Annotated in this window: 10 protein-coding genes; 3 read left to right on the top strand and 7 right to left on the bottom strand. The window is 64.4% G+C overall.

What is annotated here, in order from left to right; all coding sequences use genetic code 11:
* Window positions 1-24: 24 nt before the first annotated feature.
* From AB0F43_RS06230 to AB0F43_RS06205, 6 genes are all read right to left on the bottom strand, one after another.
* On the bottom strand, window positions 25-3,747 hold the full coding sequence (locus tag AB0F43_RS06230) for a hypothetical protein (protein WP_360471350.1): 3,723 nt from the start codon (window positions 3,745-3,747) through the stop codon (window positions 25-27).
* Window positions 3,748-3,778: 31 nt separating this feature from the next.
* Entirely contained in the window at window positions 3,779-6,064 is a 2,286-nt protein-coding gene (locus tag AB0F43_RS06225) for a hypothetical protein (protein ID WP_360471348.1), read from the bottom strand.
* A 12-nt stretch (window positions 6,065-6,076) separates the two neighbouring features.
* Window positions 6,077-10,423, bottom strand: coding sequence for a DUF6603 domain-containing protein (locus AB0F43_RS06220; RefSeq protein ID WP_360471345.1), 4,347 nt, complete (start codon window positions 10,421-10,423; stop codon window positions 6,077-6,079).
* Window positions 10,420-11,820: a hypothetical protein gene (locus AB0F43_RS06215; RefSeq protein ID WP_360471342.1), complete on the bottom strand. Its 1,401-nt coding sequence runs from the start codon at window positions 11,818-11,820 to the stop codon at window positions 10,420-10,422. The genes AB0F43_RS06220 and AB0F43_RS06215 overlap by 4 nt, the downstream gene beginning before the upstream one ends.
* Window positions 11,821-12,042: 222 nt before the next feature.
* On the bottom strand, window positions 12,043-12,420 hold the full coding sequence (locus AB0F43_RS06210; RefSeq protein WP_360471339.1) for a hypothetical protein: 378 nt from the start codon (window positions 12,418-12,420) through the stop codon (window positions 12,043-12,045).
* A gap of 390 nt (window positions 12,421-12,810) precedes the next feature.
* A complete protein-coding gene (locus AB0F43_RS06205) occupies window positions 12,811-13,290 on the bottom strand; it encodes a hypothetical protein (protein WP_360471337.1) in 480 nt (159 codons plus the stop codon).
* 803 nt (window positions 13,291-14,093) lie between these two features.
* Between AB0F43_RS06205 and AB0F43_RS06200 the strand changes: the two genes are divergently transcribed.
* Window positions 14,094-14,792, top strand: coding sequence for a hypothetical protein (locus AB0F43_RS06200; RefSeq protein WP_360471334.1), 699 nt, complete (start codon window positions 14,094-14,096; stop codon window positions 14,790-14,792).
* Window positions 14,782-15,300: a hypothetical protein gene (locus AB0F43_RS06195; RefSeq protein WP_360471331.1), complete on the top strand. Its 519-nt coding sequence runs from the start codon at window positions 14,782-14,784 to the stop codon at window positions 15,298-15,300. Before AB0F43_RS06200 ends, AB0F43_RS06195 begins: the two co-directional genes overlap by 11 nt.
* Here the strand turns inward: AB0F43_RS06195 and AB0F43_RS06190 are convergent.
* Window positions 15,260-15,964 (bottom strand): 2'-5' RNA ligase family protein, encoded by a 705-nt coding sequence (locus AB0F43_RS06190; protein ID WP_360471328.1) that lies wholly within the window; start codon window positions 15,962-15,964, stop codon window positions 15,260-15,262. The genes AB0F43_RS06195 and AB0F43_RS06190 overlap by 41 nt on opposite strands.
* Before the next feature lie 66 nt (window positions 15,965-16,030).
* Here AB0F43_RS06190 and AB0F43_RS06185 point away from each other — a divergent pair, with 66 nt between their 5' ends.
* Window positions 16,031-16,441, top strand: coding sequence for a helix-turn-helix domain-containing protein (locus tag AB0F43_RS06185; protein WP_360471326.1), 411 nt, complete (start codon window positions 16,031-16,033; stop codon window positions 16,439-16,441).
* Window position 16,442 lies beyond the last annotated feature (1 nt).

The raw sequence follows: 16,442 nt of genomic DNA, 5'->3' as shown, positions 1-16,442 counted from the left end.
GACGAGGCCGGATCGAGGGCTGGATCACTTGTCGAGATCGGAGATGAACTGCAGGTAGCCCTCGCGCAGGCTGTTGGGCGTGCTCGTGCTCCGGGCGTCCGAGGATGCCTTGACGAGCCCGTACCCGGTCCAGCCATTGGTGGCAGCGTCCTTCTCCCACCATGACCAGAAGCCGTTCTGCTCTACGGGCAAGGGGTAAACGACGGATTCCGGGTACGTCGGCGGGGTACTGCCCTGAGTCGGAGAGGCGCCGAGCACGGTCATCAGCGGACCCATCTGGAAGCTGATCTCCATGGCAGAAAGCGCTTGGTCAACGAATTGTTGCGGGATGTCGCATTGCTTCACCGGCAGGATTCCGGTAACCGCGTGCACCGGCGCGCGCGGGTCGGCGAGCACCGTCACGTATTCACAGCTCTGCGGTGCAAAGCTGAGCTGCAAGTAGTTCCCGGCTCCGGTGCCGCCCACCGGACCGATCACCGTCACATAGCTCTGCTGGTGGCCGGCCTGCGGAGCGGCGACGCTGTTGAACACGTCATAGTTCGAACCGGCGAAGTACCCGATGACGCCGTCCTGGCGGGTGAGCTGGTCGCCCAGCCGGATCGAGAAGTCGAAGCTGAGGAAGTCCGGCACCGGTTCCTTGAAGGTGGCTGCCCAGCCGGTGTCGGAGATCGGGTCGCCATCCAGCTGGAATTGCAGTCGGGTACGCAACAGCGCGAGCGGACGTCCCACCAGCACCGACAGGTTCTGGTCCGCCCGGTTGCCCAGCGGATCGGTCGTCCAGAGCGTCTCGTCGATGGCGGCGAGGAACGCCAGGAACCCCGCCTCCTGCTGCAGTTGCGGCGAGTCGAGCATGGCGCGCAGGTGCGGCGCCACCGTACCGACGTCATCGATGGTCATCGTCGAATGTGGTGGCGGTTGCCATTGCCCGGTCTTGCTGCCATCCGGTTGTACGAAAAGGCGAAACTCGCCCAGCGCGGTGCCATCGGGGGCGAACGCCAGGATGCTGCCGTCCAGGTGGTTGGGCAGCACCCAGCCCGAGATCGGCGTCACGTCGGGATCGACTTGGAACACCTTGGTGTCGTCGATGGCGTCCAGCAGCCGCATGTCAAGGCGCGCGTGCTGCAACAGCCGCGGCGCGAGCTGCATCACCGAGTTCACGCCGGGCACGATCGTCTCGTCCGGAACCATTGCCTGATCGATCTGCAGCGGGAAGTTGCGGTAGTCGAACAGCCCGCTGGAGGTGCCGGACTGGATGACGAACAGAGTGCGGCCGAACTTGTCGTACAGGTAGAGGTCGGTGAAGTAGAGGTCGCCCTGCCGCGCGCCGTGGAAGGGAAGGGCGGGGCCGTTCGGGAAGAACGGCACGCTGTTGACCTGGCCCTGGTTCGCCGCCGGCAAGGCCAGCTCGGCAGGGATGGTGCCGTCCTCGTAACCGGTCAGCGCGGGCAACGGATAGCTGCCCGCCTGGTCGGCGGCGGTCGGACGCCGGAACGCCCGGGTGTCGCGCAAGCTCAGCAGCTGATTGAAGCCGGTCAGTTCTTGGGCGAGGAATTGCCAGCCATAGACGCTGGAGATCCAATCGTCGATCTGGGCCAACTCGGTGGCGGTGCCGTACTGCTGTACGAACTTGTCCAACCGCGAGCCGAAGACGAAGCCGGCGTGCGGGCTCAGCAGCGAGATGCCGCCGACGGCGCGCCGTTCGGCAGGCATGGTCGACGGAGCGGCGGTGAGCCGGTAGTCGGTGCCATCGAAGGTCCAGGACGGGGTCGAGCCGACGTTGAACGGGACGTAGGAGTAGGTGGCCGACCACTCCAGGAACATCGGGCTCCACGGCTGCTGCCACGGCTCGAGACCGATCTGCGGCAGCGCACCCTGATAGGCCGAGGGGTCGTGCGCGGACATTACTGCCGCGACCTGAGTGGCCTGCTGCCCGGTGGCCGTCGCGATGTACGGCGCGTTCGACGGATCCAGCAGCAGGAACTCCTGCAGCAACGGCAGCGCAGCGGTGGAGGGGACGGCGCTGAGGTTCCCGATCGGGCCGACCAGGCCGGTTATCGCGCCGGCGTTCACCGGGGTACCGGCCACGGTGAAGCCAGTGACCAGATCGTCGGCCGGCCGTACTCGCAGCGCGCCGCTGGACACTGCCGACGGCGGCGCCTCGACACCCGAGACGATGACCACCGGATTGTTGGGCTGCCAGTACCGGGGTGCCGCCTTGGCTTTGAGGGTCTTGGCGGCGTCCAGCTGCTTGGACTTGGCGAAAGCCTGAATGCCGTTCTGCAGCGCCTGCTGCGCATTCTGCGTTCCGGTCCAGTCTGGCTGCGGCACCTGGCTGATCAGCTGTTGCACGCCGGCGAACTGCGCAACCAGTTGCGCGACCGCGCTGCCCGGCTGTCCGGGATCGAGCTGGGTCGCTAGCTGGCTCTGGAACTCGCTGAGTGGACCGACCCCGCTCGGCGGTTGTGGAAAGGTATTGGCGGAATCGGACAAGTAGCCGGTCTTGAGCCAGAGGGCATGGACGTCCCACTGCAGGCTGTACAGCTTGGTCAGCGCGGCGTCGAGAGCAGCCTGAGCCTGGTTCAAGCTGAACAACCAGGCCTCTTCGGCCTGGGTCAGCGTCGTGGTGGTCGTCCCGTCCGAAGAATTCTCGACGATCGTCCAGGAATACCCGCCGGCTTTGGAGCCGAACCAGGCCTGACGGATCTTCTCATCGAGCAGGGCGTCGCCGTTGAGCTCATTGAGCTGCTGGAGGAAGTCGTACTGGAACGCGCGCAGCAACTCCGCCTTACGCGGGTCGCCGAGCTGCTTGCCGATCAGCGCGGTGAACGCGTCGATGGTGGTGTTCCCCACGCCGATATTGAGCTTTCCGCTGTCGCGAATTCCTTGCAGCGGGTCCTCTGCCGGGGCATCACCGGTCCGGTTCCAGCCGATCGAGAACGCCGACCCGTGGTAGACGCTCTGGCCGGTCGCGTCCTGCGAACCACCGGAGAGCGCCCACTGCAACTGCGCGAGCAGGTCCTCACAGCTCTGGTTGTCGGTGCCGACCGGAGCCAGGATGTCCTTGACGGGATCGGAGAACCAGCCGAGGACGAAATAGCTCAGGGTGTCGTTGTCGATGCCCTGCAGATCGTCGTAGAACGAGAAAACCCCGAGGTTGTGGGCGGTGTAGGTGCTGAACAGCGGATTCGACGGCGCCACCGCGCTGAGGAACATGGTCTGCGCGGCCCGCTCGCTCCACCCCGCCAGCGGGAAGGAGATGCCGATCTTGGCGACCTGGACGGAGTTGGCGGCCGGATTCAGCGTGGTCGCACTGCGGATCGGGTCAGTGGACGACTTCCACAGGTTGATCAGTCCCGGGTCGGCCAGGTACATGCTGGTCTGCGCCGAATCGGTGGTGCTCACCTTGTCGGTGAACGGACAGTCGCTTTCCAGCACCCACGCCGTGGCTTGCCGCTGTGCGGTGCCGTTCATCCGCACGATCAGCCACCGGTTCGGCACCAGAGGATACTCACCGGATGCGGAGTCGGCTCCGGAATGACGGAGGGCATCCGGCAACGTCCAGTTCAAGTAGACACCCTGCTGCTGACCACCCACCGACCGGTCGAGTGCCAGCGGCTCCGGACTCTTGTAGTGGCCGAGCGACAGGTAGTTGAACTGCCACCAGCGAAAGCTGTCGCGCGCAAGGACGCTCTTGTTGACGACCAGAGCGTCCAACTGCATCGGGACGGCAAGCGGCTGACCGGACATCGAGATCCCCCAATGGGAGTAAGTACGAGCGTTAGCTGGCTTGCGCGGTGAAACGGATTGCCTCGGGCGACTTGATCATCTGGAGGGCGAAGTCCGACGGCCCGAAGCTGGACACGCTTGCTCCGGCGGCGGTCAGGGCGGCCTGGATCTTCTGCACCAGGCCGGTGGGAGATCCGGGATCGAGATCGAGGACGTTGTTGCCGGTCGACCGCAGAGCGTCCGGCAACACCAATAGGGGGTTGGCCAACTGGGTGCCGATCGGTGATGACGCGCCGGCAACCGGCTGGCGCATCGGGATCTGACCGTCGTCGTCCACTCCGAACCGGAAACCTTCCTGCGGCTCGGCGAACTCGACGAAATCCGGGACACCCCAGAACAGGCAGAGCAGTACGTCGCCGGCCAGACGATCCATCCGCAGTGCCTTCAAGCCGGTGCCGTCGTTCATCCCTCCGCGCACGGCCAGGTTCGGCCAGCCGGAGACTACGGCGGAGCGGAGCAGAAATCCGCAGATCAGGTTCTCCGCAGCCTCGGCGGCCGGTGGATCTACGCCGATCCGCTGCGCGCGCATGACCTGCGCCGCCGACGTCGCGGAGCGGAACATCAGATCCTGCATGATTTCCTGGAAGAAGCTGTCCCGGCTGGATTCCACCCCGATGCTGATCGCGCCGTCGAACAGGGCGCGTAGCCAGTTGGTGTCCAGGTAGAAGAAGCGCAGCGTTTCGGGCATCAGCAGCCGGCCGTCCGGCACCAGCAGGTTGAACGGCAGTGGGTACAGCAGCAGCAGTTTCGCAAGCCAGGTAGCGACCGGCTCCAGGTCCGCGCTGGTCAGATCCGCGATCGTCGCCTGCACCTGGTTGTCAGCCAGGAAGTTCCGCACCGCGGTCGTCGGGTCTGCATCCGGCGTCGGTGGGGTTGCCTTCCGATTGACCGAATCCAGTACTGCGACGGTCGGCGTACCGATGTCGCTCAGCAGGTCCGCGGACAGCAGCCGCAAGAACTCGTCCTGGACGCTGGTGTTCTGGCTGAGCTCGGAAATCTGCGTCGCGCTGAAGGCGTCGCTCTGCAACCGCTGCAGCAGGCCATCGGTGACGCGATGGCCGCGCCGCCGGAAGTCGAACAGGGCCTGGCCGAACCCTCGGTCGGCCAGCGCCGCGGCCCGGCCTGCTTGCCACGCGGCGGCCAGCGAGGCGTCGAAGACACCGAACTGGTTCTGGTAGATCAGCGCGCTGTCGGCCGTTGCGAACGGGGCCGGCGGAGCCAGCGGCGTGGTGAGTACCGGGGTGAACGGGCCGCGGTACCACGCGAAGGTCTGCTCGCCGGTCCGGAACTGGTACTGCATCGGCACGAAGCCGTCCTGGATCCGCCGACTGGTCTCGGCGCCGGCAGACGTGCGGGTGTCCATCGGGGTGGCCGGTGGCGGCAGCCGCAGCCACAGGTTGTCCCGGGTGTAGGTGCTGCCGTCGTACTCCTGGCCGACCAACTGCTCCATGAGGCCACGGAAATCCTGCAACTGATCCGGCATCGCGTTGAACGTCCAGCTCGCCAGTGAGATCAGCGCGACCGACGAGTGGTTACCGAAGGACGGCTCGTCGACCAGGTATGCCGCCAGCCCCTCCACCGACACCAGGTGCGCGATGTTCTTCTGTGCGCCTGGTGTGCCACGCGAGGGCATCGCCGGGAACCGGTTGCCGACCACGACCGAGAACAGGCCGTTCTGCTCGAGACCCTGCTCGGCCTTGTCGGCGATATTGGACTGGCGGCAGTGCGCGAGGAAGCGCAGCTCTTCCAGGCGTGGCGTGATCGCCGCGAACACCGAGGTCGGGATCTGGATGAAGGTGCACGGATCGGTGCCGGCGACGTCGTCGGCCTTCGTCACCGCCGGCTTCAGCACTGCGCTGTCGGTAGCCAGAAAGCCGGCAACCGTCGAGGTCTGGGTACGGGTGGGCGAGTCGGTAGCACCGATCAGCTCGCTGTCCTGCAGCACCAGCACCGCCAGCCACGGCTGAGTATTCTCCGAGCCCGTCATCGCCCGCTCCCATGGCAGGAGCGCGTCGGTCAGCACGATGTGCGGCAGCACCTGCGCGTACTGTCCGGTGCTGCCGGCCGGCGGGTACTGGTTGACGATGCTGGTGGTGTCCATCGCGAACTGCGGTGCACTGACCACTAGTTCCTGGGTCGCACCGAGGCTGCCAGTCTCCACCCCGGTCAGGGTGTGGGCGACCGCGATCCGCCAGTTGCCGGCCTCCAGCACGGGCACGTAGTTGTCGTAGAACTGCAGATCACCGACTGGGATGTCCGAGGTCAGAGACGTGGCCACAAGAGCTCCGTTTCAGTTCTGCTGAAGAGGCGAGTCGCTGAACAAGTGATTTGCACCGGCAGCCAGCTGGGACAGGTCGCCGTTCACACCGCTGAACAGGCCCGAACCGGTCAGCACCGCGAACAGGGCGGTCCGACTCTGCTGCGCGGCCGCTGCCATCGTCTGCTCGATCAGACCGACGGTGTGCTGGTTGAAGGACGCGACGTAATCCGGCGAGGGCGCCGCGGTGCCGGAGAGCGGCGCCTGGCCGGCGGGCGTGATGTATTCCTCCATCAGCAGCTGCACTGCGACGACACCGCGCGAATCGCCCGGTTGCGGTACCGGCGCGGTGACCGTGAATCCGCACAACTGACCCGCGATGACCTCTGCCGACGGCTGGGCGGGGATCTGGGTGAACGGAATCGGCGGACTCGACCAGAGTGATGCCGGAACCGTCTGCGGCAGGCCCACGAGCGACCAAGCCGACGTATCGATGGGGTCGTTGGACGAGCCCTGGCAGATGGTCAGCGTGTGGCTGGACGTGACGTCGGTCAGGTTCATCGGTTTGATCGCGATGCCGTCCTGCGCGATGTCCGACTTGACGACGGTATGGCCGGCGTAGTCGAGCTGGCTGGCGGGGATCGCGGACCTCGTCTGGAAGGCGAACTCTTTGGCTCGGACGATCCAGGTCTTTCCGCTGGTGCTCTCCGAACTGTCCTGGGTCTTGAACAACCCGTCGGTGATCGCGATCGAGCAGACAGCCCCAGTGTCGGGCAGGAGTGCAGTGAAGTCGCTCCACCCGAGCGGCTCCTTGTCCTGGCCGGCTCTGTCGGAACCGAAGTCGACGCTGAAGCTGACCACGACCAGATCGATCTTGACCACGCCGCCGGTGGGCGGGCCCCACAGGTTCAGGTCGGCGCCGAGCGATGCGGTGATCGTCTTGTGGCAGAACAGGAGGTTCAGCCGGTAGGACACCCCGATCGAGACGGCAATCTCGGCTGTGTAGAAGAACGGGTGCCAGGAGAGCAAGAAGTCTGCCTGCGCGGTGAACCAGGCCTGCAGGTCGCCGTCGTGGAAGAGCACCTCCAAGCCGCCGCCGGCCATGACGCACGAGCTGGTGAGCGCGAAGTAGGCATTGCCCTTGATGCTGACGACGTCACTGACCGCCCAGTTGAACCCGAGCCGCGGTACCTGCGGGAAGTAGCTCGGGATCTGGAAGGCCGGGTGGTAGCCGCCGAGGGTGATCACGAACTTTCCGGCGTTGGGGTTGTCGCCGAACCACAGGTAGAAGGCGAATCCGCCAGTGAGATGGCAGTCCGGAGTCAGGACGTAGGAACTGTTGCTCAGGATCGCAGTGGCAGCGAAGTAACCCTGGGTGGGTTGCACCACAACTCGGATCATCATCTCGACATAGGCATAGGTTTCCGAGCTCGCGTCCGGCAACGGAAGTTGCATGGTCGACAACCCGAGCAGGGCGATGTTGAGCTCCTGGCCGAACTCCGCGACCAGCAACGCCTTGGTACTGACCAGCTCGAAGGAAGTGAACTCCAGTCCCGCGGCCAGCCAGTATTCGCCGGCCTTCGGCGTGATCCAGGCCTTGGTGATGCCGTTGAGTGCCTTGGTTCCCTCCAGCACCCCGAGCACCTGCGTCGGATCCTGCGCCGCGGACTCCCCGGGTTTCGGCGGCGCGGCGAGCACCAGGAGCGGGAAGCCGGCCACCTCGTCCTGGTCCGGTATCTCCAGCCTGCGGTTGAAGCCGAAGCCGGCCATCAACCCGGTGACGAAGAAGGCCGGCGGCCCGCCGAGCGGTGCTTCCAGCTGGGCGAAGACGAACAGAGAGGGCAGGCCTGAACGAAGCTGCGCATACGAGCCGATGGCCGACAGGCTGAAATCCTCGGCCTTCAGAACGAGCACGCCGTCGAACTGGAACTCGACGTCCTGGGCGAGTTCTGCGTCCGGAACCCTTAGGACCGCACCGAGGATCTCCAACGGCGGCTTGTTGTAGGACATGCCGAGGCCGGTCAGGCTGAACACCGGCGAGAAGGCGGTGATCGGCGAGCCGATGCCCAGCCCCTGCAGGGACAGCGCCAGCGGGCCGAAGGCGATGTTCGCGTCGAGCGCGAAGATCAGCACGCTGTTCTGATATTCGATGCCGATGCGTTCGATCTGCAGCGGCCCGAACGTCTTGCCGACGTCGAACCACTTGCCGGCGGCCTGCGTCGGCGCCGTGACCGCTGCGATCTGGACCGGCTGCCCGTCCTGCGTGATCACTGCCGGCGCCGCGGCTGAGGGCAAAGCCGCGACCGACGGCTGCTCAGTGTCCGAGGCGCCCAGCGGCAGGGTCAGCGTCTGCTGCTCACTGCCGAGCTTCAGCGTCGCGACGAACATCATTCCCGCGTCGAGCTCGGAATAGCCCAGCGGCTGGGCGCCGATCGACTGCAAAGTGGTGTCCAGCTGGCCCACCGCGCCGGCCGGGAACGTCGCGGAGGCGTAGGCAACCTCGAGCGTCTGGATGCCGACGTCGACCGACGGAGGGATCTGCTGGCCGGCCACCGGTATGTCGGAGAGTTTGACGTTCAGCGGGACGCTCAGATCAAACAGGTACGCGCGCTGGGAATCGAGCTGTTCGGTCGCGAAGACCAGTTGTCCGTAGTTCTTCGAGGTCGCGGCCAGGACCAGACTGCCCGCATCGAAGTCGTAGCTGAAGCCGGCCCTCGTGAGCGCCAGGTCGAGGTTGCCCGGCAGTGCAGGCATGTCGGTCCAGCCGAGCGCCGTCGCGATGTCGCCGAACTCCAGCGGTGCCCCGGTACTCGTCCAGGTCGCGCTCAGCTGTGAGCCGCTGGTGCCCAGGTCGAGCTCGAGGGCGAAGGCTTCCGCAGCGATGGCCAGGGCGCCGGTCAGCATGATCGAGTAGCTGGTCGCGGTCTTGGTGAAGGTCAGGTTGAGCTGCGCCGTCAGCTCGGTGTCGAGCAGCGGGAACGCGACATCGGTGCTTCCGTAGCAGGTGTAGCTGAACGGACCACCGGGCGAATCGCGGACGGCGCTGACCCCGAAGTTCGAAAATGAGATGTCACGCAATGCGGCCGGCACCGAGCTCTGGCCGCCGAGGAGCCCACCGACGATGTCGCCCAGGTTCACCGCGCCGGCGTAGCTGCCGCTGACTGTGCTGACTTCCCATGACGTCAGCTTGTCCAGGCCGACCGTGAAGTCGAACTCGCCGGTGAAGATGCTCGGCAGGAACTTGGCTTGGGCCTCGATCAGCACCCGGGTCCAGTCCAGGCCGGCCGGCTCGACGACTTCGACGACCAGGTTCAGACCTTCCAGGACCAGCACGTCGGTGACCACCGGCCATGGCTTCAGCGTGCTGACCGACAGGCCTAGAAAGGTGACCGCCGGGGTGGTGTCCACGACCATGGTGAAGTTGTCCAGGCCGATTTCGCTGAACACCGTGGACAGTTCGGACGGGATGTAGTCGGTGAAGCCGGCACCGCCCGGCAGGCTCTCGATCAGGCTGGTGATCGAACTCTGGTTGGGCAGTGGGGTCGTCGAGACGGTGTAGCTGGTGCCATTGATCGGCACTGACACTGCAACCAGCAGGCTCTTCTGGAACTCCCCCTGCAGCAGCAGGTCGACGTCCTGGATCGGGTTGGTGTCCTGGTCGGCGGTGCCGATCTTCACAACCACCGCGGGATTGGTCAGCGACAGTTGGTCAGGCGCCGTACCGATCGCGAACGGGCTGTCGCCCAGTGGTGCCAGCAACGTCCCCACCGGCAGCGTCTGACCGGCGGTGGGCGCGAACGGGCCGTAAAACTTGAAGCTGTTGCTGCCGATCACCGAGCCCAGCAGTGAGGCGATCAGCGAGAATCCGCCGAGGCCGACGTCGGACAGGAAGTTCAGACCCGGCGCCAGTTCGATGGTGGTCGACGGGTCCGCCGGCCATGGGTACGCCGGTTGCTCGGCGGTGGTGAAGACGAACCGGGCGTCGGTGACGGTGAGATCGGCGAACGGGAAGGTGTCCAGGCCCGCAAAGCTGTCGCTGAAGGTCCAGGATGCAGCCATCGTTGCCGAGACGATCACCTCGAGCACGTTCCCGGACACCGCGAAGGTGAGGCCGATCGGTACGTCCTCGAGGCTCAGCACCGATGCGGTGCCTGCCGAGATGGTCAGCTGATTTCCGGACGGCGTGGGCACGTCGGTGTCTTTGACGCCAGTCAGGGTCAGACTTGTCCCGGCCGGCAGTGTGAACGCTGCTGCGATGGCGGCCACCACGGCGACCGGCAGCACCGAGCCGTCCAAGGTGATCATCGAACTCGCTGAGGCCTGGCTGCGCAGTCGGCCGGCCAGGGCGGTCAGGTCGGTCGTTGCTCCGGTCCCGGTCACGGTACATCCAGCGGTTGTACGACCTGGAGGTTGTTTCCGTTGATGACGAACGTCGCCCGCAGCGCTGCGGCGTTGGCGAATCCTTGATTGATCCCGCCACAGGTCAGCTGTTCCACCGCCTGGCACTTGGCCAGGTTCTGGACCGCCGCGTTGGCTGCTTGCCCGTTCATCGCCGCCGCGTTCGGCAGCACCCGATCCACGACGAAGCGCGACAGTGTCTGAGCGACGCCGTCTGCTGCATTGAAGGGCTGCACCATGATCGGCGGCGGTGGCGCGCCCATCGGTGGGTCGGTGCTCTCAGCCGCAGTCACCCAGGCAGCAAGATCCCGTCGAGCCTTGTTGACTTTCTGGGCGCCGCCCCGGTCGTCGTATTTGGGCTCCTCCTTGAGCACGCCGATTCCGTTGTAATACAGATAGGGAATCGCCTGGGTGTTGAAGTAATTGGTGATGCTTAGGTCCTCGGCCGAGGAGATGTAAGCCGGCCCGAAATTCAAGAAGTTCTGGTCGAAATAACGGACGTTCCAGAGTGCGGCTTGCTGCACGATGCCCGGTGGAGCCGACGCCGGTAGGGTGGCAGCAGCCCCGCCGCGGCCCGCGTTCACCTCCTGCACCGCCCAGGCCCTGGTCGCCGCGGCAGGATCCGCGCTGGTGCCGCCGTGGAAGCCCGCGCACGCATCAGCCGGTCCGATCGCGGCCTCGACGGCGGCAAAGCCGGCGAAGCCGCTGAGCGCCACGACGTTGTCGTCGATCAGCCAGGCGAAATCCCAGGGCGCGGCACCAGCAGCCGCCGCGGCTAACCGGCGCAGGCGCTTGCAGAATTCCATCGCCGCGAACCGGGCGGCGCCGAACCCGACGAGCGACACGTTGCGCGGCCCGCCGGCACGCTGGAACTCCCAGCCGACCGGGGTGATACCGGTGCCGTTCAGAGACGTTTTGTAGAAGGGGTATTCCGACATGTGCACCACGACGTAGACGTTCCGATTAGCACCGATCCTGCTCGGGGTGTAGAGCGGCGGAGAGATGTTCTGATGGGTCAGGTCCGTCAGCGCCCTGAGGTCACTGGCATTGGCGAAGGCGGCTATCCCCAAGCTCCCCAGTTGCGTGGCGGCCGCATCGATGCCTCTCCTGATCCACCCTGCGCGGTTGCTCGAAACGACCACCAGCGGAGCCAGATGGCCGGCCTCGGCCGCGGTGATCGCAGCCCAACTCGGCGTAGTGGCCAGCCGCAGCCCCTGTCCGAGCATGCCCGCGCTTCGCAGCAGCGTTGCGCGGTTGTTCAGCATGCCGGTATAGATCGGGCGATCCGCTACGTTGAAATTGATATTGGCCAACGGCGCGTACTTCTGATTGACCAGGGGAGGACCGTACGCCGTGTTCTTATCAGTGGTGATCGGCATGGCGTGACCTCTGCAGGCGTTGTGGGCTGATGAGCTCGGATGGAATTTCCTCGGACCGGAGCAAGAACGGTTTCGGCATCCGGGCAGCATTGATCCGCATCAGCCCAAGCCCCCCAAATGGACGAATAGCCCACGCTATGTGCGAAGTATCCACACCACAGGTCATAACTCCCTGTGCGTGATCGACCACAGCATGTGAACATTTCGCAGGCTACGTCGCAGTCAACTTCTGCGCAAGAGCGCAGACACCGCCGGAAAAGTGGAGGTTCTAACGATTTCAGCGATCCTTACAGCAAACTGCCGAGCGCCCCAGCGTCGTGCATCCCAAATTTGGTAGACGATTTCAGCCCGAGGTGGACAGGTCAGGCTGGAAGCCGCGCGGCGAGCCATGTAGCGACCCGCACGGGCGACGGCCGGCCCGATCAGGATCCGCCCGGCCAGCATCCCGACGATCAGCACTCCGCTCGCGCCGTGGGTGTGCATGATCGGCACCAGGACGACAGTCATCGCGCCGGCGGGACCGGAGACCTGCAGGTTGGATCCGCCGAACGCTGCCGCGACGGTGAGGCCGGCGACGAAGTCACCGTGGCGGCGAATCAAGGAGACGGAAAACGGTGCGAACCGATGTGATGTGACGCACAGTCACAATCAGGTCAAGGTCGAACAGGTGCAGCGAGGCTGTGGGCCAGTGAGCCGAGAACCAGAGGGGAGCTCAGGTCTAGCGGGAATCCGGCAAAGGGACATGTAGAGGGTCCGTGCCAGACATGAAGAAACCCAGGCCAACGCTGTGACCTGGGTGTTTGTGCGCCGCCAGGGACTCGAACCCCGAACCCGCTGATAATCGGGCCGATCTACTCGACGTTGCTCCACGTCGCTCGAAACCCCTTTATCTCAAGGGCCTTCGTGGCGCTGTGGTCATTCGTCGCTGCTGCTGGATTCCCGAAGTTGCCCGTTGAATCCCGGACCGTAAGGCACACCAAACCGTCGCGCTCAGCGGAGTCGCGGGTTTGGTCTCGACGCCCGGTCTTGTCGCACCAGGAGAATCACCAGTGCTGCCAGCGAGGCAATACCGACACCGAGGCACGCTGCGGCCCATCCTCGGTACTTGTCGCGGTTGTCGACGAGTCGTTGTGCGTCGGCCTCAGCGATCGCCGTATGGGGGTCATCCGGAAGATAGAGGATCCTGAGTGGGGGCGCGTAGCGGGTTCCTGGGTCGGGGGTCTGGCGCTCCTCGTTGCGCGGGATAGGTGTGTCTGCATCGATCCACGAAAGCGCTGTTTGGATGCTCTGCTGATCGGCGGACTTGAACTTGACCTGGACGTCCCTGAGGAACGGGGCTCCCTTCCCGAGGCCAACATTGAAGGTCACAGGGTCCGCGACGGCAGGAACACCGGTGCGCAGAAAGTCCTGGGCGGTGTCGGCTCGGATGGTCAGTTCGGTCACGGCGATCGCCCCGTAGACAGTGAACACTGTGCCGATGATTCCGAGCCACGTCGCCGGTTGACTGAGGAATCGTCTCCACTGCACGCGCCATCATTACATGCCGAGTCTGACGGTTACGTGTCAAGCGGACGGGCAGATCTCCCGCATCGCCCCGATAGCTGCCGATCTTAGGTTCGGTGCGGTGCGGGTCAAGGGTCGGAGATCCCGCAGGGACGCCGTAGGCGCCCTTGACGCGTGCCGTGCCGGACCGTCCCTTCCATGATTGCTAGCGGGGCGATGCGGGAACCCACGGTCAGGCGGGCGAAGTGGGCAAACCGGCACGAGGCAGGTGGCCGGCCTTTCCGGTGAGTGGTGCACCGACAGGGTGTCGAGCGTTGATGGCGAGTTCTGCTGTCTTCGACCCGGCACCCTGCTGGCACGTGCGCGCCAAGCCAAGGGACGCGCCCAGAGCGCAGCGAAGCGGAGCGGAGGGCATGCGTCCCGCCCTCCGGTGGCGGCGCGCATTCGGCCCCTGGAGGGGCCGTCTTGAAGACGTAGAGAAACTTGTCAGGCGGTGTTCGTCGACACCCCGAGCGGCCAACGGGCCGCAAGAGCGGCGGGATTCCGCAAGACTGGGCGTTAGTCAACCTGTGGACGCATCTGGGGGTCGTGTGACGGATTCCGAAGCATCAGAACGGGACTATCAGGTCGGACTCGCTGTTGCGACACTTGAGGGGTTGTTTCAGGCGCCGTTGGACGAGGCTCTTCATCGGTCGTGGCGTCCTGGCGCAACGGTCACGCGGTATGGGCGTCGATGGACGCTAGCTCGGATCCACTCTGAATCAGACTCATTGATCATTGGACGGATCGGGTTCGTTAATGAGAACGAGATCCGAACCGTCTTCTTCGATCCGGATGAACAGGATTTTGTGCGGGGTGTCGCTCCCTCTGGCGTGATCGTCCCCTTCGCGGTCAGGCTCGGCGATGGCCTGATCGCGTTTCAGCTTCGACCGGGGGTCGTGCGCACTTCCTCTTTCACTGGCGCTCTCGAGGCCCTTTTGAACGACCCTACGAGTGAATACTTGTGGAACATAAAGGCGGCAGTGCAAGCCGAAGATTGGCAAGTGTGGAGTAGGAGGGTCAGCAGGATAACGGCCTTCAAAATCCGGCTCGACCGGCCCAATCCACACTATGGCGATGATGACAAAATTGAATCTGTCATTGAGGGCATTCGAGTGGAGTACATGCGACTATCTGGAGTTGCATTGGATGAAGGCATAAACCTGGATGATGACCTCTTTCGACAAGCCGTCAATCATGTTCTGCGTAACTATGGGCGCGCATCTATCTCAGGCGTCGAGGCTGATGGCTCGGAGTCGACGTGGATAAAACTTCGCGATATGGTCGCGAGTGTGGTTCGGACGATTCGAATTAGAGCGGTCGGCGATCGTGAGGTCCCCGATGAAGTATTGGCTCAAGTTACTCAGACTGTGCCAGGTGGCCAGACTGCTGCCGATCTCCACGAGCTAGATCCTGCAAATGAAGGGTGATTGGCGTCGCGCCGGTCGGTCGCTGTTGTATTGGGACGCTATTGGAAGCCTGTTATTCGGCGGATTATTCTTCATCCTCGTAGCGACGTCGGATGCCCCACTTGAGGACTCATCCAGCCTGGTCATCGCTGCGATGAGCCTAGGTGGAACGATCGCGTTTGGTAGCCTCGTTGCTGGTCGTTGGATAACTGACCGAATTAAGGATGACGCTTATGGTGAGGTCGTCCGAAAGATCGACTACAACGAGTCTCGCGCTCAGTTGCCCTTTTTCATGGTCGCTTGGGCTGGTCTTCTCCTGATCGTAGTCGCGATCTTCACCCTGCTCACCGAAGGGGAATTCGGTAGGGCAGCAACAACTGTTTGCTATTCCGTGTTGGTCGCCTTGGTTTCATACAATGTGCTTGGCTTGCTCGATCTCGTAGCACTGAGCCGAAGACATCTTCGGCGGCAGGCGACGCTCCGGGCGCTCAAGGAAGAGGAGGAGCGCCGTCGGCAGGACGGTAGCTGAGATCGTCGTACATTGACTGGCGGAGCGTCATGGACTCAACCACCCGCCATTCGTACATCCGGTTGTCGCGATGCATCTCGATCAGCGGCACCTCGTCGACACGAAAGGGTGTTGGTGAGCTCTCGACGCCTTCGAGCGCTGTGAGCGCATCGGCGGCCCACTGATCGGCATTGACGTACGCGAAGCTTACGTGTGGTTGGAAGTCCGGGGACCCTAGGTCGATGATGCCCCGCCCTAGAGCCTTGTCTATCGCTGCCCTGACAGTGTCTCGAAGGTTATTCAGGGGCTTCACGTCCTCCGGCACCAGGACGAGCGCCTCTGGTCGGATGAGAGGACGATTGAAGACGAGGGTGAACGGTTCAGCTTCGCGCAGTGCTGCACGAGTTGTCTTCACCACTGAGGCAAGGTCTTCGGACGAGATCTCATCCACGAACGCAAGGCCTTGCATCGTTATGTGAAGCCACTCGCGGGGGATCGGGTCGAAACCGGGTATGTCACGAACCGCGTCCTGGTACTGCGCGACCAGGCTAGCCAGGTCCTCGCAGCATCCGACCGCGAGGTGGAAAGCGTAGAAGCGTGTCCCGATCTGCCAGCCTGGGCGCCACCACCAGTGGTTGCGGAGTTCGGTTGCGTGGCGCCACATCCACTCTGGCCTGTCTGTCATTGGTCCTCCTAGATGTCCGACTGTGCGTTCGGCTGTTCGGCTTCGGCGGTGATTTCGTACTCGTCGATGAGCATCACGCGGTCGGCCGGCCTAACTCAGAAGGAGGCCGCGGCTTCGATTGGGTGCGCCCAGAACCGGGTCAGCCTGATGGAGAACGGCCGGGTGCGGGTCGAGGTCGAGGAGGTCGAGAGGATCCTCGACGCCTACGGCACACCGTCAGGTCGCCGATCGGAGGTTATCGACATCGCGGCTGAGGCGTCGACGCCGGTGGCAGCCGACGCTATGGCCTGGATCACATCGCACGCATTCCGGAAGACGACCGCGACGATCCTCGACGATGCCGGCCAGAGCGCGCGGCAGATCGCGGACCAGCTCGGTCACGCTCGGCCATCGTTAACCCAGGACGTGTACATGGGGCGCAAGGCCAAGAACCCGGCAGCGGCTGACGCGCTGGAGGCGATCGCCGATGATCTCTAAC

Source organism: Kribbella sp. NPDC023972 (genome assembly GCF_040639075.1).
Taxonomy (GTDB): domain Bacteria; phylum Actinomycetota; class Actinomycetes; order Propionibacteriales; family Kribbellaceae; genus Kribbella.
The sequence above is the reverse complement of the archived record's forward strand: the minus strand, read 5'-3'. Positions and strand labels throughout refer to the sequence as shown.